Annotated in this window: 29 protein-coding genes; 15 read left to right on the forward strand and 14 right to left on the reverse strand. The window is 42.7% G+C overall.

Annotated features, from left to right (window positions below):
- Nucleotides 1-3 precede the first annotated feature (3 nt).
- The 6 genes from ACH6C1_RS05465 to ACH6C1_RS05490 form a co-directional block, all read right to left on the reverse strand.
- Nucleotides 4-309, reverse strand: a complete 306-nt coding sequence (locus ACH6C1_RS05465) for a PTS sugar transporter subunit IIA (protein WP_095224390.1) — start codon at nt 307-309, stop codon at nt 4-6.
- 22 nt (nt 310-331) lie between these two features.
- Nucleotides 332-1,225: an ROK family protein gene (locus tag ACH6C1_RS05470; RefSeq protein WP_374075298.1), complete on the reverse strand. Its 894-nt coding sequence runs from the start codon at nt 1,223-1,225 to the stop codon at nt 332-334.
- A 35-nt stretch (nt 1,226-1,260) separates the two neighbouring features.
- Nucleotides 1,261-2,697: a glycoside hydrolase family 1 protein gene (locus ACH6C1_RS05475; protein ID WP_374075300.1), complete on the reverse strand. Its 1,437-nt coding sequence runs from the start codon at nt 2,695-2,697 to the stop codon at nt 1,261-1,263.
- Nucleotides 2,690-4,006: a PTS cellobiose transporter subunit IIC gene (gene celB / locus ACH6C1_RS05480; protein ID WP_374075302.1), complete on the reverse strand. Its 1,317-nt coding sequence runs from the start codon at nt 4,004-4,006 to the stop codon at nt 2,690-2,692. Before celB ends, ACH6C1_RS05475 begins: the two co-directional genes overlap by 8 nt.
- Before the next feature lie 15 nt (nt 4,007-4,021).
- Nucleotides 4,022-4,336 carry a PTS sugar transporter subunit IIB gene (locus ACH6C1_RS05485; RefSeq protein ID WP_374075304.1) on the reverse strand — a complete coding sequence of 105 codons (315 nt, stop codon included), beginning with the start codon at nt 4,334-4,336 and terminating at the stop codon, nt 4,022-4,024.
- A gap of 232 nt (nt 4,337-4,568) precedes the next feature.
- Nucleotides 4,569-4,730 carry a hypothetical protein gene (locus tag ACH6C1_RS05490; protein WP_374075307.1) on the reverse strand — a complete coding sequence of 54 codons (162 nt, stop codon included), beginning with the start codon at nt 4,728-4,730 and terminating at the stop codon, nt 4,569-4,571.
- A 188-nt stretch (nt 4,731-4,918) separates the two neighbouring features.
- On the opposite strand from ACH6C1_RS05490, the gene ACH6C1_RS05495 reads away from it, so the two are divergent.
- Both ACH6C1_RS05495 and murB read left to right on the forward strand, forming a co-directional pair.
- Nucleotides 4,919-5,536: a nuclear transport factor 2 family protein gene (locus tag ACH6C1_RS05495; protein WP_374075309.1), complete on the forward strand. Its 618-nt coding sequence runs from the start codon at nt 4,919-4,921 to the stop codon at nt 5,534-5,536.
- Nucleotides 5,537-5,688: 152 nt separating this feature from the next.
- A complete protein-coding gene (gene murB, locus ACH6C1_RS05500; protein WP_374075581.1) occupies nt 5,689-6,609 on the forward strand; it encodes a UDP-N-acetylmuramate dehydrogenase in 921 nt (306 codons plus the stop codon).
- Nucleotides 6,610-6,749: 140 nt separating this feature from the next.
- On the opposite strand, the gene katA is transcribed toward murB, so the two are convergent.
- The 5 genes from katA to ACH6C1_RS05525 form a co-directional block, all read right to left on the reverse strand.
- Nucleotides 6,750-8,201, reverse strand: a complete 1,452-nt coding sequence (katA, locus tag ACH6C1_RS05505) for a catalase KatA (protein ID WP_374075311.1) — start codon at nt 8,199-8,201, stop codon at nt 6,750-6,752.
- A 328-nt stretch (nt 8,202-8,529) separates the two neighbouring features.
- Nucleotides 8,530-9,081 (reverse strand): GGDEF domain-containing protein, encoded by a 552-nt coding sequence (locus ACH6C1_RS05510; protein ID WP_374075314.1) that lies wholly within the window; start codon nt 9,079-9,081, stop codon nt 8,530-8,532.
- The gene (locus ACH6C1_RS05515) at nt 9,078-9,572 is read right to left on the reverse strand and encodes a hypothetical protein (protein WP_374075316.1); all 495 of its coding nucleotides are present in this window, start codon (nt 9,570-9,572) and stop codon (nt 9,078-9,080) included. Before ACH6C1_RS05515 ends, ACH6C1_RS05510 begins: the two co-directional genes overlap by 4 nt.
- A 252-nt stretch (nt 9,573-9,824) precedes the next feature.
- Nucleotides 9,825-10,253, reverse strand: coding sequence for a BrxA/BrxB family bacilliredoxin (locus ACH6C1_RS05520; protein ID WP_374075318.1), 429 nt, complete (start codon nt 10,251-10,253; stop codon nt 9,825-9,827).
- A 5-nt stretch (nt 10,254-10,258) separates the two neighbouring features.
- Nucleotides 10,259-11,383, reverse strand: a complete 1,125-nt coding sequence (locus ACH6C1_RS05525) for a conserved virulence factor C family protein (RefSeq protein WP_374075321.1) — start codon at nt 11,381-11,383, stop codon at nt 10,259-10,261.
- A 233-nt stretch (nt 11,384-11,616) separates the two neighbouring features.
- On the opposite strand from ACH6C1_RS05525, the gene ACH6C1_RS05530 reads away from it, so the two are divergent.
- The 6 genes from ACH6C1_RS05530 (at nt 11,617) to ACH6C1_RS05555 (ending at nt 14,449) form a co-directional block, all read left to right on the forward strand.
- Nucleotides 11,617-12,237, forward strand: a complete 621-nt coding sequence (locus tag ACH6C1_RS05530) for a DedA family protein (RefSeq protein ID WP_095224379.1) — start codon at nt 11,617-11,619, stop codon at nt 12,235-12,237.
- A 12-nt stretch (nt 12,238-12,249) separates the two neighbouring features.
- A complete protein-coding gene (locus tag ACH6C1_RS05535) occupies nt 12,250-13,101 on the forward strand; it encodes an undecaprenyl-diphosphate phosphatase (protein WP_095224378.1) in 852 nt (283 codons plus the stop codon).
- Nucleotides 13,102-13,197: 96 nt separating this feature from the next.
- Nucleotides 13,198-13,368, forward strand: coding sequence for a hypothetical protein (locus ACH6C1_RS05540; protein ID WP_176465816.1), 171 nt, complete (start codon nt 13,198-13,200; stop codon nt 13,366-13,368).
- Nucleotides 13,365-13,586, forward strand: a complete 222-nt coding sequence (locus tag ACH6C1_RS05545) for an alpha/beta-type small acid-soluble spore protein (protein WP_374075325.1) — start codon at nt 13,365-13,367, stop codon at nt 13,584-13,586. Before ACH6C1_RS05540 ends, ACH6C1_RS05545 begins: the two co-directional genes overlap by 4 nt.
- Before the next feature lie 13 nt (nt 13,587-13,599).
- Complete coding sequence (locus ACH6C1_RS05550) at nt 13,600-13,767, forward strand: YfhD family protein (RefSeq protein ID WP_353615331.1); 168 nt, start codon at nt 13,600-13,602, stop codon at nt 13,765-13,767.
- 67 nt (nt 13,768-13,834) lie between these two features.
- Entirely contained in the window at nt 13,835-14,449 is a 615-nt protein-coding gene (locus ACH6C1_RS05555) for a spore coat protein (RefSeq protein WP_366247514.1), read from the forward strand.
- 29 nt (nt 14,450-14,478) lie between these two features.
- Here ACH6C1_RS05555 and tlp read toward each other — a convergent pair whose 3' ends face one another.
- Nucleotides 14,479-14,712, reverse strand: coding sequence for a small acid-soluble spore protein Tlp (gene tlp / locus ACH6C1_RS05560; protein WP_095224376.1), 234 nt, complete (start codon nt 14,710-14,712; stop codon nt 14,479-14,481).
- Nucleotides 14,713-14,766: 54 nt separating this feature from the next.
- Nucleotides 14,767-15,501, reverse strand: coding sequence for a YqcI/YcgG family protein (locus tag ACH6C1_RS05565; RefSeq protein ID WP_374075328.1), 735 nt, complete (start codon nt 15,499-15,501; stop codon nt 14,767-14,769).
- A gap of 154 nt (nt 15,502-15,655) precedes the next feature.
- On the opposite strand from ACH6C1_RS05565, the gene ACH6C1_RS05570 reads away from it, so the two are divergent.
- From ACH6C1_RS05570 to ACH6C1_RS05585, 4 genes are all read left to right on the forward strand, one after another.
- Complete coding sequence (locus tag ACH6C1_RS05570; RefSeq protein ID WP_374075330.1) at nt 15,656-16,606, forward strand: ABC transporter permease; 951 nt, start codon at nt 15,656-15,658, stop codon at nt 16,604-16,606.
- On the forward strand, nt 16,599-17,549 hold the full coding sequence (locus tag ACH6C1_RS05575) for an iron chelate uptake ABC transporter family permease subunit (RefSeq protein WP_374075332.1): 951 nt from the start codon (nt 16,599-16,601) through the stop codon (nt 17,547-17,549). Before ACH6C1_RS05570 ends, ACH6C1_RS05575 begins: the two co-directional genes overlap by 8 nt.
- On the forward strand, nt 17,546-18,301 hold the full coding sequence (locus ACH6C1_RS05580) for an iron ABC transporter ATP-binding protein (RefSeq protein ID WP_095224372.1): 756 nt from the start codon (nt 17,546-17,548) through the stop codon (nt 18,299-18,301). The genes ACH6C1_RS05575 and ACH6C1_RS05580 overlap by 4 nt, the downstream gene beginning before the upstream one ends.
- A gap of 96 nt (nt 18,302-18,397) precedes the next feature.
- Nucleotides 18,398-19,339: a siderophore ABC transporter substrate-binding protein gene (locus ACH6C1_RS05585; RefSeq protein ID WP_374075335.1), complete on the forward strand. Its 942-nt coding sequence runs from the start codon at nt 18,398-18,400 to the stop codon at nt 19,337-19,339.
- Between the two features lie 42 nt (nt 19,340-19,381).
- Here the strand turns inward: ACH6C1_RS05585 and ACH6C1_RS05590 are convergent, their stop codons facing one another.
- Nucleotides 19,382-20,449, reverse strand: a complete 1,068-nt coding sequence (locus ACH6C1_RS05590) for a nitric oxide synthase oxygenase (protein WP_374075337.1) — start codon at nt 20,447-20,449, stop codon at nt 19,382-19,384.
- A 136-nt stretch (nt 20,450-20,585) separates the two neighbouring features.
- Here ACH6C1_RS05590 and ACH6C1_RS05595 point away from each other — a divergent pair, with 136 nt between their 5' ends.
- The 3 genes from ACH6C1_RS05595 to ACH6C1_RS05605 all read left to right on the forward strand — a co-directional run bounded on the left by ACH6C1_RS05595 (nt 20,586) and on the right by ACH6C1_RS05605 (nt 23,695).
- Nucleotides 20,586-21,653 carry a methyl-accepting chemotaxis protein gene (locus ACH6C1_RS05595; RefSeq protein WP_374075339.1) on the forward strand — a complete coding sequence of 356 codons (1,068 nt, stop codon included), beginning with the start codon at nt 20,586-20,588 and terminating at the stop codon, nt 21,651-21,653.
- Nucleotides 21,654-21,885: 232 nt separating this feature from the next.
- Nucleotides 21,886-23,070, forward strand: a complete 1,185-nt coding sequence (locus tag ACH6C1_RS05600; RefSeq protein ID WP_374075341.1) for an MFS transporter — start codon at nt 21,886-21,888, stop codon at nt 23,068-23,070.
- A gap of 64 nt (nt 23,071-23,134) precedes the next feature.
- On the forward strand, nt 23,135-23,695 hold the full coding sequence (locus ACH6C1_RS05605; RefSeq protein ID WP_374075343.1) for a GNAT family N-acetyltransferase: 561 nt from the start codon (nt 23,135-23,137) through the stop codon (nt 23,693-23,695).
- Nucleotides 23,696-23,796: the final 101 nt, after the last annotated feature.

A 23,796-nucleotide genomic window follows, 5' to 3' on the forward strand; every position in this document is an offset into this window, starting at 1 on the left:
CTTCTATTTAAAACGATAAAGTTCTATAAATTCTACTGCCAGGTCCCGAACGGTCATTGCTGTCATTAGATGGTCTTGGGAATGAATCAGCAATACACTAATAATGTTCCCATTGCCGTTTGCTTCTTCTTGTAACAGCTTTGTTTGAACACTGTGAGCTTTACTTAATTCTTCACCAGCTTCTTTGATCAATTCATCTGCACGTTCAAAGTTTCCTTGCTTTGCTTCCTGTATCGCTTCCATTGCATTTGCTTTACCGTTTCCTGCATAAAGAATGATTTGAAATGATATTTCTTCCATCGTTTCCATTCAATAACCTCCAATATAAGACTTATCTACGATGCTCATTAGACTTTAAATAGCCATATACAGCGCCTAACAAATTAGCATGTTGTGCAAATTTACATATAGCAATACTAGGTTTGATTTTAGCTAAGTCGATTTTCCCTATGATAAGATCTAGCTTTTGGTTGATTTTTTCAATCAGGTCTGCTCTTTGGCTGATCCCGCCGCCAATTAATATCACTTCAGGATCATAGATGTATTGCAGGTTATATATTCCGACTGCTAAAAGGTGATAGAAATCCTCCACAATTTTGGATACCTCAACATCACCAGATTCAGCTAATTCAAATACCTGTTCTCCAGATAAAACATACGGATCGATCTGTTTTAAAGTAGCAACTTTTTTTACTAAAGCTTTAGTGGATGCTAGCCTGCTCCAGACATCATCGCTATTTGTTATAGTGTCAGTGAGCAGCATATATCCAAATTCGCCACCATGTAAATTGGCTCCTTTATGTAAACTGCCATTCTTAAAAATAGCTCCGCCAATCCCAGTACCAATTACCATTACTAAAACATCGTTCTTTCCTTTGCCGTTTCCATCCCAAATCTCAGCATAGCCCGCACAATTTGCATCATTCTCGAGATAGACATGCAAACCTGTTTTTTCTTCTATAAGCTGTTTCATATTGGGGCCATGGATGTAAGGAACAGCGCTGGATCCGTAAATGATTCCATCATCAGAAACAGCGCCAGGACAACTAACGGCTATAGCTGAAATATTACTTAATGATTGACTTAAATGCTGGATAAAATCTAATAGAGATTGGAGGGACTCTGGTGTTTTCACTTTATTTATGCGAGAGATTACAGCGTTTTCTGAAACTTCTCCATATTTGACGAATGTTCCACCTATATCAATAGCCAAAAAATTCTTCATAATATCTTCCTTCTTGCATGGAGTCTGTCCGTCACTTATTTATATTCTTCTTCTAAAACTTCAAGCTGTCTCGACTCGATCAGCTCTTTATACCAATAACCCGATTTTTTTAGGCTGCGGTTACGATTTTCATTTAAATTGATTTCTACTAGACCATAACGATTTTTAAATGCATTCATTGGTGAAACATTATCTGTAAATGCCCAGAGCATATAACCTGTGCAGTTGGCTCCTTCATCAACGGCTTTTAATAACCATTGTAAATGTTCATTGATAAACTCAATGCGATAATCATCTTGAATTATATTATCTTCGTTTTTAAAGCGATGTTCATTTTCAACACCCATACCATTTTCAGCAACGAACCATTCGATGTTGCCATATTCCTCTTTCATTCGAAGTGCGATATCATACATTATTTGCGGATAAATTTCCCAACCGCGATATGGGTTCATTTTTTTCCCTGTTAATTCGTGCTTGTCATAATAATATTCCGGATGGAAAGGTGTATCCTCGTTCCATGCTGCAGTTCTTGCTTTCACCCTGTGAGGGAAGTAAAGGTTCAAACCAACATAGTCTACTGTGTTTTCTTTAATAAGTCTTAATTCATCTTCCGTATAATCAAACGTGATATCATGTTTCTCCATTAGTTCAAATAATTCTGATGGAAACTCTCCCTTAATAGAAGGATCTAAAAATACACGATTAAAGAATAAGTCATAGATGCGTGCAGCTTTTTGATCATGTTCTGCAGAAGATCTTGCATATGTTACTTCAGGATTAATGATATTACCAATCTTCGCACCGAATTTCTCTTTTAACTGCATTTGCTTGAATAGCCTTACAACTTTTGCTGTAGCTAAAGATTTATTGTAATTCCATTGCATCCATTTTCTTGTATTTTGCTCAAAGGGCCAGCGAATGGCATCTAAATGAACACGGGTCTGTACAACTATTGGTTCATTGAATGTAAACCAATGTTTGACCCGGCTGCCGTATCGGTTGAAAACCTTTTCTGCATACTTCTCAAATAATTCCACAACATGTTTCGAACCCCAGCCACCGTATTTTTCAAAAAGAACAGCTGGAAGCTCATAATGTTCCAGGCAAATCATCGGTTCAATGCCATTGTTGAGTAATTCATCTATTACGTTTTCATAATGGGAAGCATATTCTTCATCAACTATGGCATTTTCATAATCTGTTAAAAACCTGGCCCAATTTATAGAAGTTCGATAATGAGTAAGCCCAATTTGTTTCATCAATTGAATATCTTCTTTGTAGCGGTTATAAAAATCGGTTGCTACAGCGGGGCCATAGCCATTATGCCAGACATTCTTATTGTTTTTATACCAAAGGTCCAAATAGGAGTCCTGAAAATCCTTTTTACCGGTCCAACCTTCTGTTTGCCAGGCAGAGGAAGCTGCACCAATAATGAAGTTATCAGGTACTTTGATTACTTTGTTAGACAATTTTATCATCCCGTCCTTGTTTTTGATCTTTAGCAGTTGTTTGCTCAGTCTGGAAATATTGTTTATCGAGAATTCTTAAGAATGGCAGCCAGATCAGTACAACAATTACTAGGTTCACTAATTGCATGATTGCGCCGGCAATGGAATTCGTAACCAACATACCGCTAATGAAAATTGGTGTTGTCCAAGGTACATGTACTCCAGTTGAAACCGGAACTAGTCCAGTTGACATTGCAAAGTAAGTGACGATAGTAACAACTACTGGAGAAAGCAGCCAAGGAATGATCACCATAGGATTCATGACAATTGGCAAACCAAAGATGAGAGGTTCGTTTACATTGAAAATTGCTGCTGGTCCACCAAGCTTACCAAGGTTTTTTAATTGTCTGCTCTTGGTGAATAGGAAAATACCTAAAATTACTGCCATTGTCATACCAGTTCCGCCCATTCCTACAATGAATGTATCTATAAACTGGTTGTTAACAATATTTGGACGTTCTAGACCAGCATTAAATGCTTCTAAATTTTCAAGGGATAATGTCATCCATATCGGATCCATGATGGAATTGACAATAATCTGTCCATGAAGTCCAAAGAACCAAAATACCTGTATTAAAAGAACGGCGATAATTGTTGCCACCAAACCGCTTCCTAAAGAAGTTAAGGGTTGTTGAATAAGAGTATAAATAAAATTCTGTAATGTTTCGTAAGGCGTGTAGCTCAAGATAGCGCGGATTGCTAAAAAGAAAGTTAATGTCAAAGTTAGTGGAATTAAGGAACTGAAAGATTTCGACACAGCATCAGGCACACCCTGAGGCATTTTGATAGTCCAATTTCTCTTAACAAAAAATCTGTATAGTTCTACTGATACAAAGGCCGTGAAAATCCCTAAGAATAAACCTTGAGCACCTAACGCTGAAGCAGGAATAACCCCTGCAACCCCTTCTAAAACTTGAGGTGTTAAAATTATGAATGAAGCCAGAGCAGCGAAGCCGCCATACAAAGCTTCCAACTCATAATGCTGAGTCAATTTGTAGGCGATGCCGAAGATGACAAAAAGACCCATAATACTTAAAGTAGAGGCAGAAGCAGGTCCTAAGATACTTTGATATTCTGCTAGAGCATTTTCACTAATTATTTTCTCCAGGAAAGGAATGTTCGCTAATACTACAAATAGAGAACCGAAAATAATAAAAGGTAAAGCAACCATAAAACCATCGCGCAGTGCGCCAAGATACCGGTTATTATTTAACTTATCTGCAATAGGTAATAATATATTTTCTAAAGTCTCGGTAAATTTACTTCCCATAATGGTTCCCCCTCATTACACCTTTTTTTGGATCAATTCTAATGCCTTATCCAAAACAGCTTCACCATCGATGCGTCCATAAGAAATAGGGTCGATCACATCGACTGGTACACCTTTCTCACCAGCAACTTTTGAAATTTTTTTGAAGAGGAACCTCATTTGAGGTCCGATTAACAGTACATCCGCTTTTTCCATGTCGGATTCAGCCTTATCCTGTGCCACTGCCCAAATCTCTGCCTCGATTCCTTTTTCTTGAGCGGCATCTCTCATTTTGGATACTAATAGACTTGTGGACATTCCAGAAGAGCAAGCAAGTAGAATTCTCATCAATATTTCCCCCTGTCACAATAAATGATATCGCTTACAAATTTGATTATATATATTGTTTAGATGAAACTGCACATATTATTTTGCCTCTTTAAGGGTGAAATCTTTAAAATCTATCCGAAGCTAGTTCTTTCATGACTTAGTTTTAAGTAAGGTGAGTTGACTTAATGAATGGAGAAGGGATTTAGTACAGATATAAAAAAAAGGTGGTGCTGAGAAAAATCCCGGCACCACCTTATATTTCTTCGTGTTTCCATGTTGTTTCCTCGCCCTTAGCTGGGCATACAGGAAACACATCATTTTCTTTTATTTCGACTCTTTCACCGGACTGACAGATGTATACACCTGTTTGCGGTACACCTTGTCCTGTACGGTATTCGCGCGTATCATTATTCAACTTGTACACCTCCAGATTTACATATATAGTTTATCCCTTCCCTTTTAAGCTTACTCTAAACAGTTCTGGGAGGTTATCTTATTGTTTGCGAATGCGAAAACAGGCCATATAGTTTCCTTGAGTACCCGTATCGCGATACAATTAAGGCAGCTGTATTATAACGGAGGAAAAGAACGGAGTGACGACTGATGAATGAAACAATTATAACGTTATCAACAGGTGAGAAAATTCGAACTGAAGCACCTGAACAGCAAATACTGGAGCATATAACGAATAACCAAGGCATGATGAATAAAGCTTTTGTCGTGATTGGGGACGTACATATTGCCACTGCGCACATAGTTAAGATTGAATCCACTCTAGATGAATTCGAGAGACCTATACGGTTTGAACGTGCAGATGATGGAGAGGGTCAAGAAGAGCTTGAACAGACGGAAGAGGTATTGAATCCGGATCAGTTTGAACTTTTGGAACAGCAATTCAGGGAAGCTATGCAGACGAGAGATATATTTGCATTGGATACTTTCCTGCATGATGATCTTGTTTTTATCAATCATGAGGGCAGCTATGTGACCAAGGATATGGACTTGGAGGCGCATCGAACACTTGCTGTGCGCTTCACGCAAGTATCTTGTTCCGATTTGCAAATCAAACCGACAAAGGATGGAGCAGTAACAATTTCCCGTATCCACCTGGAAGGACAGGAAGGGGACGAAAAGATCAGCGGTGACTATATTTATACACGTGTGTGGCAGCTGATCGGTGATCAATACCAAGTGATTGCGGGACACTGTTCTAAACTGTAATTGATGCGCAATTGGTCATTTTTTTGCATAAACTATAGGTGTCTGGCCCAACAGGTAAATAAGGGCATTGTCACGTGTGCGAAAAGTGGTATACAATACAGGTTGGGGCACGCTCATTTGCAGCGGCTAATACAGTAATGAGGGATTATATGATGAATGTGAATGCATTGGAGAGAGACATAAAGCAATTTTTAGAGGCTACAGATGTACTTATAGAAGCACCGCTTGCGGATTATACGTATACAAAAGTGGGCGGAAAAGCGGATGTACTTGTTTTCCCGAGAAGTTACACAGAAATTGAACAGGTTGTTGCTTATACAAAAGAAAATGGAGTGCCGCTGACAATCCTCGGTAATGCATCGAATGTGATCATTCAGGATGGCGGATTGCGCGGAGTGGTCATGATACTGACGAAACTCGATGAAGTGAAGGTAGAGGGAAACAGGATCACAGCGCAATCAGGTGCAGCGATAATCGATGTGTCCAGAATTGCGCTGGATGCGGGTTTGACTGGATTAGAATTCGCTTGTGGCATTCCTGGTTCCATCGGCGGGGCATTGTATATGAATGCTGGTGCGTATGGCGGAGAAGTCAAGGATGTTCTGGAGCAAGTAGTGGTCATAACTGATACTGGTGAGCGTAAGGTGATGACAAGTGAAGAATTAGAGCTTAGTTACCGTACCAGCATTCTGCAGAAGAATAATTACATCGCTGTGGAAGCAACATTCGTATTGGAAGATGGTGACCAAACATCGATTAAAGCGAAAATGGATGAACTAACATACCTTCGTGAGTCGAAGCAGCCGCTGGAATATCCATCATGCGGCAGTGTCTTCCAGCGCCCTCCAGGTCACTTTGCCGGTAAGCTGATCATGGATGCAGGGCTGCAGCTGACTCGAATCGGCGGGGTAGAGGTATCAGGTAAGCATGCAGGCTTCATGGTGAATGTAGCCAACGGTACAGCATCAGATTATATCAATCTTATCAAACACGTCCAAGAGACAGTCAAAGAGCAGTTCGGTGTAAGTCTTCACCGGGAAGTGCGAATCATAGGAGATGCTCCTGATAAATGAGGAAAAGTACATCACTTAAGAGTGGTGTACTTTTTTGGTGTTTAATGTAAATCCATAGCCGAATCGAATAAGGCGTAACACAAAAGAAAAAGGATAGATGAACATAATTGTTCATCTATCCTTTGTTTTATCTTTTAGGATTAAACTTCTTGTGGAAGTGCAATGCCTAGACCGTCAGCGACGCGCTGGCCCCATTCTTTATCTGCTTTGTAGATATGACCTACTTGGCGTTCTAGAATGTCTTTTCTTGTAACTGGCTTCATTGCATCAACAAAGTTCTGTACAAGACGAGCTTTTTCATCATCAGTCATAAGACGGTAAAGATCTCCAGGCTGTGTGTAGTGGTCGTTTTCATCGTAACCAACACTGTCAGCTTGTCCGGATACTTCGAATGGTGCCATCTTGCTTGCTGGATCTTCTTTCGGACCGTTGAAGCTGTTCGGCTCATAGTAAACGCTGCTTCCGCCATTGTTATCGAAACGCATTTGTCCATCACGCTGATAGTTGTTCACTTCGTTACGCGCACGGTTGATTGGAAGTGCTTGGTGGTTAGCACCTACACGATAACGGTGTGCATCATGATAAGCGAACAGACGACCTTGAAGCATCTTGTCAGGAGATACTTCGATACCAGGTACAAGAGTTCCTGGAGAGAATGTAGCTTGTTCTACTTCAGCGAAGTAGTTCTCTGGGTTGCGGTTCAATACCATGCGGCCAACTTCGATTAGCGGGTAATCCTTTTGGGACCATACTTTTGTTACATCGAATGGATCAAAGCGGTATGTGTTCGCATCTTCAAGCGGCATGATTTGAACATAAAGCTTCCATTCAGGGAAATCGCCATTTTCGATTGCGTTGAATAAATCTTCTGTATGATAATCTGGATGCTCACCAGCAACTTTCGCTGCAACGGCCGGATCCATGTTTTTAACACCTTGCTGCGTCTTGAAGTGATATTTCACCCAAACGCCTTCGCCTTGTTCGTTCACCCATTTGAATGTGTGGGAACCGAAACCGTGCATATTACGCAATGTTGCCGGAATACCGCGGTCAGACATAAGAATCGTAACTTGGTGCAGGCTCTCAGGAGAAAGAGACCAGAAATCCCAAACCGCGTCAGGGTTTTTCAAATGCGTCTGCGGATGTCTTTTTTGAGTATGGATAAAGTCAGGGAACTTGATTGCATCGCGGATGAAGAATACAGGTGTATTGTTACCGACTAGATCATAGTTGCCTTCTTCTGTATAAAACTTAACAGCGAAACCGCGAGGGTCACGTACTGTGTCAGCAGAACCAAGCTCACCAGCTACAGTAGAGAAACGGATGAACATATCTGTTTTTTTGCCTACTTCAGAAAGGAAGTTTGCTTTTGTATATTTGGAAACATCATTAGTGACTTCAAAGTAACCATGTGCACCGGCACCTTTTGCGTGTACAACACGTTCAGGAACACGTTCACGGTTAAAGTGTGCTAGTTTTTCAAGAAGATGCACATCCTGGATCAGTGTAGGTCCACGTGAGCCAGCAGTTTGGGAATTTTGGTTATCTCCAACTGGAGCACCCCAGCTAGTAGTAAGTTTTTTATCTGCCAAGAAAATCACCTCAGAGTATGTAGTGTTTGTAAATCTATAAACATAGTAACATCTTTTTATTAAAAATCAATACTTATTTATAATAATTATAAAGTTATTATAAGGATAATTAGAAAAAGGGTAGACCAGCCTGAAAGCCAGTTTACCCTCTAATATAGATGATATCGTTTTCAATAAATTTTAAAAAGAAGCAACCCATGTGACTAAAGCACATCCTACTATGCTGCCGCTGATCAATAAGTTTGTTTTCCACATTGGCACCCCTCCTCCTTCGATAAATTAAGTCTATCAAATTATGAAAGGGTTTTCAATATACAAAGAAGCCCAATTATTGGAATGGAGCTTCTTTGTGCTGTTGTTTGGATTTGTACATTTCCTGATCAGCAATATCTATCATTTCTGAAAGAGTCAGCGTAGAGCCTGGGGCATAGTCATGGGTTCCGAAGCTTGCTGCGATCGGGTATCGTTTTATCTTATCTCCATCTAAATAGGTTAATTTGTCCTGTGGTTTTTTAGGCAGCAGAATAATGAATTCGTCGCCGCCATGTCGGAAAAGACATCCATCTCCAGTTAAGGTTGATGCTATAGTGGAGGCAATCAGTTGGATAATCTGATCCCCTTCATTGTGACCGAACTTGTCCTTTACATGCTTCAGGTTATTCGCGTCTACGAAACAGAGGCAGAAGGGATGTTTCCCCTGTTGGAGCAAATCCTCGATAAATTGAATGCCCGCACGGCGGTTGAATAATCCAGTTAGGACATCACGGCTGGCATGCTCCTGCAGTTCCTTTTCAATCCTTTTGAAGCTCGTCACATCCGTCATGCTGATTAAAAGTGCATCTTTTTTATTATAACTGAGCTGCTCAAAATTCAGCATCATACAGGTTGCATGATGTACCAGATTATGGTGATATAATTCTCGATTTTCACTTCGTTCTTTAGCTGTCCTAGCAGTATTTCTTGCTCTTTTTGGTCAGGTAAGAAGGAGGTGAGGGAAAAGCTGCTGACTGTATGTTGACTTATACCAAAAAAGTGTCCAGCTTGTTTATTGTACAGAATAATATTTTTACTATGAAAATCAATAAGTACTATTGGCTGCGGATTGGCAAAGAACAGGCTCTCGAAGTTACGTTTTTCTTCCTCCAGCTGCACTTGGCTTCCGTCGTCTTTTCTCAAGTAGTGATAGAAACTGAGATTGATCACTGCGCTTACTACCAATCCGCCTGTGAAATTGATAAGCATGATAAGCGAAACAGAGCCAGGATGAAAGTCCGAGTAGCATGATATGCGCAATACCTGATATAAGGACATAGAGTATCGGTTGTATTGGTAAAAGTGAAGTGCAGGCAAGCAAGATGATGAGGTATGCATACATATTCCTTCTTGCTGAAAACGATTAAAAGAAGAGAATGCACCTTGGGCAATATACAGACCTATATAACAGCTGCTGAGTATCCTGGAATGAAATGATTTGAGAAAGATAAGGTAAAAGGCAGACATCAGCATGCCAGTCAGGTGGGCAAGTGCGGGAGGAAGTACATAAATTTGGATTCGAAGAAAGTGGAGCAGGAGAGACGCATAATGGTTTTCATTACAAACAAAAAAAGCTGCAATAGCAGCTCTTTACAAATGGTTGTTATAAGCGGTTGTGAGATTTTCCACGATTTCTTCCACGTCATATCCTTCGATTTGTTCGCGAGGGATGAAATGAACCAGTTTACCGTCTTGCATCAATGCGACAGAAGGGGAGGATGGCGGTTGATCTGTGAAGTATTCCCGCATCTTTTCTGTAGCCTCTTTATCCTGTCCTGCAAATACTGTTACAAGATGATCTGGTTTTTTAGCGTTCTGTAAGGATTCGCGAACTGCTGGTCGTGCAAGACCTGCCGCACAGCCGCAAACAGAATTGACAACTATCAGCGTACTGCCTTTTGTCTGTTCTACATAGTTTTCAACCTGCTCGGCGTCAGTCAGTTCCTGGAATCCTGCTTGTGTCAGCTCATCCCGCATTGGCTGGACGATGCCGCGCATATATTCTTCGTATGCGTTCATTTTTCTTATTCCTCCTTTTGTTTGGCTGCTTCCGTCATTTGTTTCCAGACGGAGCCTTTTGCTGCTTCGCCTCCGGCAATCCTCTCGATTGCCATGTTCAGCTGCAGCTTCACTTCGAATTCAGTTTCCTGTCTTGCTGCTTTTTCAAGCATCGGCAGGCTTTCGCTATCCCCAAGTTCATATAGAAACATTGCAGCCCGCCACCTGACTATCCGACTCGGATCGGCAAGTGTTGCTTCCATCGCCGGTGTTGCTTCTTTAAACCCAAGATCGGATAGGCAGTCACCAGCTGTGCGTCTGACTGTTACTACCTTATCCTGCAAAGCACGGTATAACAACGGCAAGACAGCCTTATCTTCTATCATACCGAGATAAGCAGTTGCCAGCCGGCGAATGGAGGCTTTCGGGTCTTGCAGAGCTTTATCCAGGAAAGAAAGATGCTCTTTTTCAGGCTCCAACGCATCAAGGGCACGATAACGTACACGCCAATCATCTTCATCCCACACATCCATTGTAGGCTGTTCTCGCTTTACCGGCGGAGCTTGGGGATTCCTGGCACGTGCTACGAGTTCTTGCAGCCTTTCTGAACTATAGCTTGCGAGCAATTCTTCATATATATCCTGTCCTACCTGATTTGGATCACCGTATCGGGGGTACTGTTCTTCCCATTTACGGGCAAATACAATATTGTCGTCCCCGGCGGCTTCCATTGCTGCTTCCGTAAACAGAGCAGGAAGCCCGATCCGCTTCTCTTGTTCATCAAAAAGAAGCTTGATTTGCATCGGTACACCATAAATCGTCTGAATCTGGACATCTACTTGTCCGTAATGCGGCTCTTGGATGCCAGCTTCTGCAGTCGTATCCTGGCTTTTTTCTCCGAATGCTTCCCGTACAGCAGGAAGTATCGTCTCCCAAGCTGTTTTCGGACTCCGTTCCAGGGCTAGGAAGTCTGCTACACGATAAATCCCTTTGACACCTTCTATTTTGAATAAAGCTTGGATGTAGTCTGGATCGGCAGACGATTGAGCTTCTCGTTTGTAATCGTAACTGCTGCCCATTGGCAGCATGTCATCCACCACGATTTTCATCGAATATGGACTCGGGGTAGGCTCGATAGTCACGATTTTCATCGTATTCCCCCTTACTACATTAATCATTTTTCTTCTATAGACTATATCACAAATAACGTTAAAGGTGCGACAATGTGAACCTAGGACTTCAGCCCAATGAAAACTAAGTCTCTGTTTCTATTAACCTCTTGGGTGTTGTCTGCTAGAATGTTAATTATCCGTAAAAAATTCCACCTTTTCGAGTACAGGATGCTATAATGATTTGGTAAATAATTTACGTTTGGAGTTGTAAAATGGATAATTGGATAACGCAGTTTATGGAACAATTCGGTTACTTTGCAATCGTATTGCTGATGGCAGGCGAAAACGTATTCCCGCCGATCCCCTCAGAGATCATCCTGCTGTTCGGCGGCTTCCTGACAACCACCTCTGATAGTGTCACAGCAGTTGGTGTTATTATCGCGGCGACAATCGGTGCCGTTATTGGAGCTATTATCCTTTATGGCATCGGGCTTCTCTTGGATGTAGAACGTCTGGAGAAAATCGTGGACCGCTGGGGACATATTTTGCGAATAAAAAAAGAAGACATACATAAAGCGGATGCTTGGTTCGATAAGTATGGGGTATGGACAATATTCCTTTGCCGATTTGTACCTGTGATTCGGAGTTTGATTTCCATACCGGCTGGGATGTCCAATATGAATTTCCCGCTGTTCCTCATTTTCACGACATTAGGAACACTCATTTGGAATACAGTATTAGTATTACTCGGTCTATGGCTAGGTGAATCCTGGACAACAGTGGAAACATATCTTGGTTACTACCAGGATGTCGTCATCGTAGTACTGGCGATTCTTATCGTCTTGTTCGTCATTTGGTTCATCAGACGGAATAAAAAGAAAAAAAGTAGCTAGAGGAGTAGAGGCATGAGTATCATTGAATTCTTTTCGGCCTTGATCATGGGGCTGGTCGAAGGGTTGACAGAGTTTGCCCCGGTTTCATCTACAGGCCACTTGATCATCGTCGATGATATGTGGCTGAAGATCCACGAATTATTCAACGATGAAGTAGCAAATACTTTCATTATTGTCATTCAGCTTGGCAGTATTTTGGCTTCTGTTATTGTATTTTGGGACAAGTTCATGCAGATTCTTGGTATTCGCAAGCTGCAGGGAAAAACAGAGTCGATGCCAGGAAAACAAAACAAGTTCAACCTAGGAATCGTTATTGTTGGCTTGCTGCCGGCAGGGATCCTTGGACTATTGTTTGATGATCTGATTGATGAGTATCTGTTTTCCGTATGGTATGTTATCGTAGCATTGGTCGTTGGGGCATTTTTCATGATCTTTGCAGATAAAGTATCATCCAAAAAGACAGAAACAATCGATTCATTAGATGGTCTTACGTATAAAAAAGCTTTTCTGATTGGGTTATTCCAGTGTATCTCTTTATGGCCTGGTTTCTCCCGCTCCGGAGCAACGATTTCCGGCGGTGTCATTCTTGGATTGAATCACCGCGTTGCATCTGACTTCACTTTCATCATGGCAGTGCCTATCATGGCTGGTGCGAGTCTTGTGTCGCTGCGTAATCACTTGCATGCTTTTACACCGGATGTGATTCCATTCTTCATCGTCGGATTCATCAGCGCGTTTATCTTTGCACTGATTGCTATCCGGACGTTCTTGAAAATCATTTCCAAATACAAACTCGTTCCCTTCGCCTACTATCGTATCGCTTTGGCGATTGTGATCGTAATCTTCTTGATCATCAATAACTGATCCCTGTCTTGTACAGGGGTCTTTTTTTTGGCTAGAAGTGCCTTTCATATTATGGCGCCAAAGACAGAAACTAATGCAGAAAGGAGGAGAAGCATCATGAAGAAGAATCGTGTGGATGGCGGTATCTGGATTGACGATACGTATCAGCCAGGCATGGAGGAAGGGCTTACAGCCAATAGGGATGAACAGGATCCAAACAAGAAGCACGTGCGCGCCGACTATGAGGGCGAGACCGGTGATGCACATACGCTTGGTCATTATCGATGACAAGGCGCAATAAAATACTCGTACCTGAGGCGCGGGAAGGTCTTGATCAGTTGAAACATAAAATCATTCAGGATGCCAACCAGTCATACCAGACAGAGCATGCTGATGATTTAGGGAATAGAACGAGCAGAGAAAATGGCAAAACAGGCGGCAGCATTGGCGGTAATATGGTCCGTGAACTTGTACGGATGGCGGAAGAAAATCTGAAGCATCGTTAAGGAGGAAAAGCCCGTGAACGACAAGGATAAATCATTGGAAGAATATTATATGCGTTATACCGATCTTGATGGAGATGGGAGAGATATCTCCTTTTCGCAGGAGGAAGCGGATATCGATGATTTGGAAGCACAGGCACGTTCCGATAAAGCAGATGCGCGTGTCGCGAAAAGGCATAAATAACCGTTCATAAGTCCTCTTATGATACAGCATACTAACAAGGCACGATATTTTATAGGGGGTTATCACATTGGAAAATCAGATGCAGACTGCACAGATGAATCAGCCGACAACTTTGCATGGCAAGCAAAACCATGGTGGTCATGAAATTTTTGATACACATGAAATCCTTACGGGGATGATCAGTGTGATTGATCAATATAAAATTTTTGACCAGTTCATTCAAGATCCAGAACTAAAGACGGTTGCTCAGCGCCAAGGTGATTTCCTTACTCAAACGTATAACACGATGGTGGAAACATTTAAGACTGGCCAGGATCCAACAGTTCCAACCACTTCTTACAGCATGCAGCAAGGAAATGATGTTGTATATGGAATAAAGCCTTCCCAGCCTAAAAAGCCGATTACATCCGTTAACGAACTAACGGACGAATGTGTTTCCACTTATATGCTCACGCAGACAAAGAGTCTTGCTACCATGAGCACACGCGGGGCTTGTGAAATCACTAACCCTGTCTTAAGAAGGATTGTTGCTGATTCGGTACCGAATTTGATCGAAATGAGCTACGAAATCTTCTTGTATCAAAACAAACACCATTATTATCAGGTGGCACAATTACAGCCAAGCGATATGGCTGCCATGATGCAAAGTTACGATTCAGCTCCAATGAATCAAACGCATTAAACAGAAGGTCCGCCACGTGGCGGACCTTCTTATTTATTCTTATTCTGTTGGTAATTTGCTTCTTCTTTTAACTCGTGACGAAGACTATCTACGCTTGCAGCGCGTCGCTCGTTCTTCTCTTTCAAAAATGAGATTTCTTCATCCGTCAAATGCTCACTGTTCGCTTTGACGAAGTCCTCTGTTTGATGCACATTCTGCAGGGTATGCTGGATTGTATCCTCAATCCGTTCGGCATTGTCTGCACGGTTGTCCGGGTTTGGCATAGTAGACCTCCTTTCGAAGCAGATATAAGGTAGTATCCGCTACTGGAAGGAAGTTTATGTATACTTCAGTTCCCTGTGATGGAAAGGACAACCTCCTTGTATTGGCTCCGCATCATCTCCAATGAAATATTGCTTCCATTCATGGTGACTATGATCACCAAAATGACCGATATCCGGATGTTTGGGGAGCTTGTCCCATTTTTCTACCCGATCCCGGACGGAACCCCGTGATTTTGTCCCCGCGGGCTTGTCTCCTTCCAGCCCGTCGAAGATACTGCGTGGCTGCAGTCCAATGACAAGGGAAGGACCCAGGTCGCGTGTGATACGCTGCTTATATGCTGGCGCATTACCAAAAAGGAAGTAAGCCTCACCGCCAATATGATAGTCAAAGAGGAAATGATCCGGATCCCGCGGGCGTTCTGCTGGCCACGGTATGTCGTCCACTTCATGCAGCCGCTGAAGGAAGCGCCAGAAGTAATCGCGGTAATATTCGAGATTTTGTTCCGTTTCTTCAGGCTCAAAGAAAAGGAACAAACCCCGACGCACAGCTTTTTCCTGCGTATGCATCAGTTTTGTGAATTCATTGATAATCTTGAGTGCGTCATCCCAGTTGTCGTGTGGTACGAAGCCATATCGCAAGTCGCCTTTCTTTTGAGCCGCAATTCCGAAGTAGCAGGGGAAATCTCGTCTAGTGACTGTTTCAGCAAAAGGCTTATAGGCATCAAGAGCCCAATTAGGAAGCTGTTGATTTGAGGTGCTGATGTCTTCTTTCTTTAAAAGCGGAAGCATGGATACACTCCTTATGTAGGTTAAATATTGTTATATTTCTTTGTCAGTCCAAAACTCCTATTGACGAGTCTTTTTCCATTTACTATACTAAAGCTAGAATCTAATTGATAATGAATATCAGTATCACTGATGCTGCTGAAGAGGTTTGACGCTTATGAAGTTGTTTTATTTGCTTGTTATTACTTTTATATTAGCTGTCTGTTCCCTGTTTGTCGGGGTGGAAAACGTGTCATTTTCTGCATTGTGGAAGATGGATGAGGAAGCCTGGAATATCGTTATGATCAGCCGGCTGCCGCGCATGCTCAGCATTGTCATGGCTGGTGTAAGTCTCAGCATATGCGGTCTTATCATGCAGCAGCTTACCCAAAATAAATTCGTATCTCCAACAACTGCTGGGACGATGGATTGGGCAAGATTAGGAATTCTTGTTTCCTTGCTGTTCTTCACGGATGCCAGCCCGATATGGAAGATGTGTATCGCTGCAGCTTTTGCTTTATTCGGCACCTTGCTTTTCATGGGAATTCTGCAGAGGCTGAAGCAGAAGGACACAATTTTTATACCGCTGGTTGGAATTATGCTGGGGAATGTGGTCAGTTCGATCGCAACATTTTTTGCTTTAAAGTTTGACTTGGTTCAAAATATGTCCTCATGGCTTCAAGGAGACTTTTCTTTGATCATGGAAGGGCGCTATGAGCTTCTTTACATAAGTGTACCGCTGCTGATCATCGCTTTTCTGTTTGCCAATATGTTCACAGTTGCTGGCATGGGAGAAGACTTCGCAACGAATCTCGGTCTTCCTTATAAATATGTCGTGAATGTAGGATTGATTATTGTCGCAATCATAACTGCAGTTGTCATTTTGACGGTCGGTGTCATTCCGTTTCTCGGTTTGATCGTACCGAATATCGTCAGTATGTACAGGGGCGACAATTTAAAGAACAGTATCTGGCATACAGGTGTGCTTGGTGCAGCATTCCTGCTCATATGTGATATAGCAGGACGTTTGATCATCTATCCATATGAAATCTCGGTAGGTCTCATGGTTGGCGTCATAGGCACAGGTATCTTCCTTTATATGCTGTTAAGGAGAAACGCCTATGCTTAAACGAAAAATCATCTTACTGATTATTATCGCCTTGTCATTGGCTGGCTTGTACCTTTTCATCCATATGAACTTTCAAGCAATGGAGTACCTGCTGCGCACGCGGCTGGAAAAAATCCTGGCTATGATCTTATGTGCTGTTTCGATTGGTATTTCGACTGTCGTGTTCCAGACCATTACGCATAATAGAATCCTGACGCCAAGCATCATGGGACTGGATAGTGTTTATATGTTCATTCAAACCATCGTGGTCTTCCTATTCGGTTCTGGAACATTTGTGATCCTGCAGAGTGATGCGTATTTCTTCCTTACTATCCTATTGATGGTCGGTTTCGCTTTTGGGCTTTATCAGCTGCTGTTCCGCAAGGGACAAAGTAATCTGTTTCTGCTGCTGCTTGTCGGGTTGGTACTGGGGACATTTTTTAGCAGCTTGTCCTCTTTCATGCAGATGATTATCGATCCGAATGAGTTTCTTCTGATTCAGGACAGCATGTTCGCAAGCTTCACGGATGTAAACACGGATCTACTGCTCATTTCAGCAGTAATCATTATAGTGCTTTGTATATACATCTTCCGTTATCGTCACTACTTTGATGTCATGTCCATCGGTCGTGACCATGCAGTGAATCTAGGTGTGCCGTATGAGAAAATCGTCAAACGGATGTTCTTGGTCATTGCAGTACTTGTTGCCGTGTCGACTGCATTAGTTGGACCTATCACTTTCCTAGGATTGCTGACTGCCAATCTGGCACGGGAATTCCTCCAGACATTCCGGCATACGTACCTGCTGATTGCAGCGAGTCTGCTCAGCGTGATTGCATTGCTCGGCGGACAATTAGTTGTCGAAAGGATCTTCTCCTTCTCAACACCAATCAGTGTCATCATCAATTTCGTCGGTGGTATTTACTTCATTTATTTATTAGTAAAGGAGAGTAAGAAGATATGATCGTTGCAGAAAAGCTTTCCAAGTATTTCGGATCCAAGAAAGTCATTCAGGATGTTTCCATAGAGGTGAAACGCGGTGCGATCACTAGCTTCATCGGGCCAAACGGCGCAGGGAAGAGTACCTTGCTTTCCATGGTGAGCCGCTTGTTAAAACAGGATGATGGTATTGTCTATCTTGACGGGAAAGACGTTCATAAACAAAAGAGTAAGGATTTGGCGAAGACAATCGCCATTCTGCGTCAGTCCAATGTCGTCCAAATGAGACTGACTGTCCGTGAGTTAGTAAGCTTTGGCCGTTTTCCTTACTCCAGCGGGCGTCTTACTGCCGAAGACGAACAAAAGGTTAGTGAAGCTATTGCATACGTGGACTTGGAGGAAATGGAAGATAAATATTTGAACGAGCTCAGCGGCGGTCAGAAGCAGCGGGCTTTCATTGCTATGGTGCTGGCGCAGGATACAGATTATATCCTGCTTGATGAACCGCTTAATAACCTCGATATGAAACATGCTGTTCAGATGATGAAGCTGCTGCGGAAGCTGGTGGAGGACTTTGGCAAGACAATTCTTCTGGTTATTCATGATATCAATTTCGCTTCTGTTTATTCCGATCGTATCGTGGCAATGAAGGATGGCCAGATTGTAGCAGAAGGTCCTACTGAAGATATTATCCAATCCGACGTTCTCAAATCCATTTATGATTTGGATATAGACGTCCATAATATCAGCTGTAATCGTATATGTGTCTATTTCTAAAACCCGTACAGGTTAAAGGGGTGATGCCGTTATGAAGCTAACTGCCTTTATTGGCCAGCATGTCATACATCAAACAGAAAAAGGAGACAAGATAAAATGAAGAAACTTACATTATTGATGACAGGTCTATTATTCGTACTTCTGCTAGCAGCATGCGGAAGCAACTCCGATAGTGCAAGCGGTGCAGATAAAGACGAAGAGAAGCTTACAATCGAGCATGAGCTTGGTAAAACAGAAGTTGCAAAAAATCCAGAAAAGATTGTTGCGTTTGATATGGGCGCATTAGACACATTGGATAAACTCGGTGTCGATGTAGCTGGTGTTCCACAAGAGAACCTTCCTGATTATCTTTCCAAATACAGCAGTAACGACTATGAAAATGTCGGCGGTCTGAAAGAGCCGGATTTAGAAAAAATAGCTGAAATGCAGCCGGATGTCATTTTTATCTCTGGCCGTCAAAGCGACTATTATGAACAGCTTAGTGAGTTAGCACCGACTATTTACATCGGCGTTGATACGACAGATTATATGAACTCATTCAAGAAAAACACAGAAACGATTGCACAAATCGTAGGTAAGGAAACAGAAGCGGAAACAGCGCTGGGTGAAATTGATGATGCTATTGCTGATCTGAAGACGAAAACAGAAAGCATGGATGAAAAAGCATTGATCACACTCGTGAATGACGGCAGTGTAAGTGCATACGGCAAAGCTTCCCGTTTCGGAGTCATCCATGATGTTTACGGAGTGCCTGCAGTGGATGATACAATCGAATCTTCTACGCATGGTCAGTCCATCGGCTTTGAATATATTTCTGAGAAGAATCCAGATTATTTGTTTGTAGTGGATCGAGGCGCTGTCGTTGAAGGCGGTTCATCTTCAGCTGAAAAAGTATTGGACAATGAATTAGTTAATGGTACAAATGCAGCCAAGGAAAACCACATCACTTACTTAAGTCCGGATTATTGGTATCTATCTGGTGGCGGACTAGAGTCTGAAATGGAAAAAGTGAAAGAAGTATCCGATGCATTAAATTAAGAAAGAAAAAAAGCGCAGATGCTGAGATGCATTTGCGCTTTTTTAATACATATCTTCTTGATGGAAGTAATTTGGCTTGAGGATTTCATTCTTATAAGGTTTATGGAAGATATGAGTTGCTGCAGGTGACATTGGAGGAATGAGCCAGCTCCACATACCTGTCACATCACGTCCAGCTTTTTGCTCCTGCTTCTCGAAATGGGCGAATTGCTTAGCGGCAGTGTGATGATCTACAATCGTAACACCTGATTTTTGGAAAGATTGAAGCACAGCGATATTCAATTCAACCAATGCGCGATCCTTCCAAAGTGTAGATGCCTTGCTTTGATCAAGTTCAAGAACCTCTGCAACTTTCGGCAGCATATGGTAGCGGTCCTCATCGGCCAGGTTCCGTGCACCGATTTCGGTTCCCATATACCAGCCGTTGAAAGGTGCTGCGTGATAGGTTATACCGCCGATTTCCAATTTCATATCTGATATGATCGGAACTGCATACCAGCGTATATCTAAATCAGCTAGTTTAGGATACTCCTCATGCTCGATTTGGACCTCCTTCACTATATCTGCAGGTATTTCTTGAAGTACAGGCGGTTGGTCACCCACTTGTACGACGAGCGGAAGAATGTCGTGCATCGTTCCTTTGCCTTCCCAGCCAAGGTTTCTGCAAACATTGGTGAAACGTACAGAAGCAGGGTCACCGATTATGCCATGCTCTGACTCGTACCCAGCATACCGAAGTAATTGATGATTCCAAATCCGGATATTAGCATCCGGTGAGAAGATAGTGATCATCGGCTTGACTTTTCCATCATTTGTAGCTTGTTCAATATGATCGAACAGCTTCTCCATTACCTCCTCTGCATTCGTGGCTTCCCGTGCATCTTTTACATGAAGGCCATTCCAGAACAAGCGGCCGATACAGCGGTTCGAATTCCGCCATGCCATTCTAGCTCCGTGCTCAAGCTCTTCAGCCGTATGGTTATATGTAGAGTTTTGGTTTATTTCATTTTCGATCTCGGACAGGCGCAGTTGTATTTCTTTATCTGATTTCCCGAGTTCTTGATAGCTTATCTGGATGAATTCTGTTGCTTCTTCCAATAGTTCTGGCATAGCAGCAGGCCTCCTTTAGTCAGCTTGTAGTATAGCATGTGGGGAGTAAAAAGGCGTTATCAGGCAGAAATTGTAGAAAAAGGTTCATGAACGGCACATATTAGCCGATAAATAAAAAAGAGAGGAAGGGGGAATTATGATGAAAAAAAGACATGCCATTAATGTGCTGAGTGCAGCATATCTTTATGCGATTTTGCTGTTTCTGCAAAATGAAAGGGTTTTCTTGTTCGAGTGGTGGGTAAATCTAATAATCGGACTTATTTTGGCCGGGGGAAGCTTTACTTATGTTTTGCTATCCAATAAAGAAACAGAAGAAACAGCAGCTGAAGCTGCCGCAGAGATTCCATTTCCACAGGAGACAGCAGCGACGGTTGAGCCGGATGTAGAACCAGAAAGAGATTCGGCATCTGATAAGCTGGAACAGACAGGTGAAGCGCTGAATCAAATTGTAATCGCTTTAGAAGAAGTTACGATCGGTTCAGAGAATCAATCCCATGCTTCAGCTGAGTTAGCTGGAACAATGCAGAAGTTCGCTGAGAATGTCATGATGGTGGCGTTAAAAGGGGAAGAAGCCAAGCAGGTTGCTGGTGAGATGGATGCATTGACTAAAGAAGGTGCATCTCATATGGATGATTCCGTCAATCATATGGACACGATAACAAGCAAAATTACATTCTCCTATGAAAAAGTAATCGGCTTGAATGGGAAGACAGATCAAATCAGTGCATTGCTCCAGGCAATCAAGGATATTGCGGAACAGACGAATCTGCTTGCGCTGAATGCTGCCATCGAAGCGGCACGTGCAGGTGACCAGGGTCGCGGATTTGCAGTGGTGGCAGATGAAGTGCGCAAGCTTTCCGATCAAGTCCGTGTTGCTGTAACGGACATAACAGGTGTATTCCAAGCCATCCAGACAGAATCAAAGGAAGCTGTCGATGCTCTTGGTGCAGGAAAGGAAGCAGTTGTTGCCGGATCTGATAAGATCACAACGACCCAAAGCACGTTTGAACAGCTGCAAGCAGAGGTCACCATAACGAGCAATCAAATTGAAGCGATTTCAGCAGCTATGTATGAGGTTCTTGATAACACCCGCGGGGTAACTGACAGTATCAATAGCATCGTATCTGTCGCGGAACAGAATGCAGCAAGTATGCAGGAAGTGACTGCTATTACACAGGATATACAACAAAACTTCACAAAGTAATTCTAAAAGCGGCCAGCGGGTCGCTTTTTTTTATCCCAGCTGATTGCCCTCCTAGCTTTTAAATACTATTTACCTCCTGAAATTACCCCTTCTGCAAAGCGTTAAAACCTGTTAAATTATTTGGATGCGCTTCCTATAATTTTTTTGTTAAATGACCAGGTTATGGTTTGAATAGAGGGCTTTTCTGTTGTATCGTTAGCGGATATTATGTCAGAAAAAAGGAGGAGTTAACATGTCTCTAGCAGGCAGACAATTTAAACCTACGACAGTGATTGCCGTCTTGATGATTTGCGCTTTTTCCATCGGAACAACGGAATATGTTGTCACTGGCGTACTTACCCATATCGCGTCGGATCTCGGTGTGACAATTGCATCAGCGGGTCTTGTTGTCAGCATGTATGCACTTGGTGTGGCAATATTCGGTCCGCTTATGACAACCTTATCTGTCAAATTGCCAAGGAAGCCGATGCTGCTTCTGTTTATGCTGATCTTCATCATCAGTAATATTATTAGCGCGACAGCACCGAATTTTACAGTGCTGCTTGTTTCGCGTGTCGCTTCCGCTTTTATGCACGGTCCATTTTTCGCGCTCGCTTTTGTCATGGCAAGTGACCTTGTGGAACCGCGTAAACGTGTTCAGGCGATTGCCGCCGTCAATGGCGGACTTACTATAGCCATCATGATCGGTGTCCCATTCGGCGCTTATCTTGGCTCACTGATAGAATGGCGTCTCGTATTCTGGCTAATTGCAGTTCTCGGAGTGTTAGGATTAATCGGGCTGCTTATTTGTGCACCGAATACAAAGCCGGCAGAAACGCCGCGTATCAAGCAGGAGCTTAGTGTATTCAAACATAAACAGGTGCTGCTGACGATAGCTATCATCATCTTTGGCTACTCAGGTGTATTTACTGCCTACACGTTCATTGAACCGCTGCTGCGGTCGGTTACTGGCTTCGGAGGAGTCGGAATCATGATCAGTCTCTTCTTCTTCGGAATGGGGAGCGTAATTGGTAATTTTTCAACGCCGCGGCTAGCTGCTGGCAATGTGACTAGAACGTTAATCTATGTATTTGCAACGCTGACTGCCATTCTCCTATTGTTCCCGCTGGCAACACCATATGCGATCACTGCTGTTTTAATTATTGGCCTGTTTGGTGCCGGTGCTTTTGGAACAACCCCTTTATTGCAGTCAAAAATCGTTATGGCAGCAAAAGAGGGCCCGACAATTGCAGCAGCAGCAAGTGTGTCAGCATTCAATCTGGCGAATGCTGGCGGAGCTTATATAGGCGGACTTGTGCTGGATGCAAATCTTGGCTATACATGGCTTTCAGTTATCGGAGCCGGTATTTCTATCATTGGAATTCTATTATCCGCAATATCTTATCGAGAAGAGAAAAAGCAACCAGAAGCAGCCTGAATAGTATTGCAAGGTCCAATACCTTCCTTCATACTAGAATAAATTTCTAGGAGGGGGAGCAGCGATGAATCCAATATTAAGAGATTTCAAGACTACTATTGAGACAGAGCGTCTTATCATCAGGCAGCCTAAAATCGGTGATGGCAAAGCTATGAACGAAGCTATCAAAGCATCTCTGCCGGAGCTGCAGCGCTGGATGCCATTTGCGCAGGAACTGCCGACTCCGGAAGAAACGGAGGAAAATATCCGGCAGTCGGTCGCAAATTGGATCAATCGGACCAATCTGCGGATGCTCATTTTCCGTAAGGATACTGGAGAATTCATTGCATCCAGCGGTTTTCACGGGATAGATTGGGATGTTCCAAAAGTAGAAATCGGATATTGGATGGATACTCGCCATACCGGCCAGGGATTTATGACGGAAGCCGTTGAAGCTCAAACGGAGTATGCCTTTACAGAGCTTGGTGTCCGGCGGGTTCAGATACTATGCGATGAAGAAAACAGTGCAAGCCGGGCTGTTCCGGAACGGCTCGGCTATAAGCTGGAGGGGATACATTATTCTGACAGCCTGCATGTAGATGGTAAGACTGTTCGCAATACGGTGTATTACAGCAAAACCAGATAATGGCTGGTAAACCACAAATAGTTGCAGATTTACATGAAACGTTCAAATTTTGTTCACTACTTATTCTTATTCTCTCTTTTTGCCGGTGTTAGAATGAAAAA

Source organism: Terribacillus sp. JSM ZJ617, assembly GCF_044383785.1.
GTDB lineage: Bacteria > Bacillota > Bacilli > Bacillales > Amphibacillaceae > Terribacillus.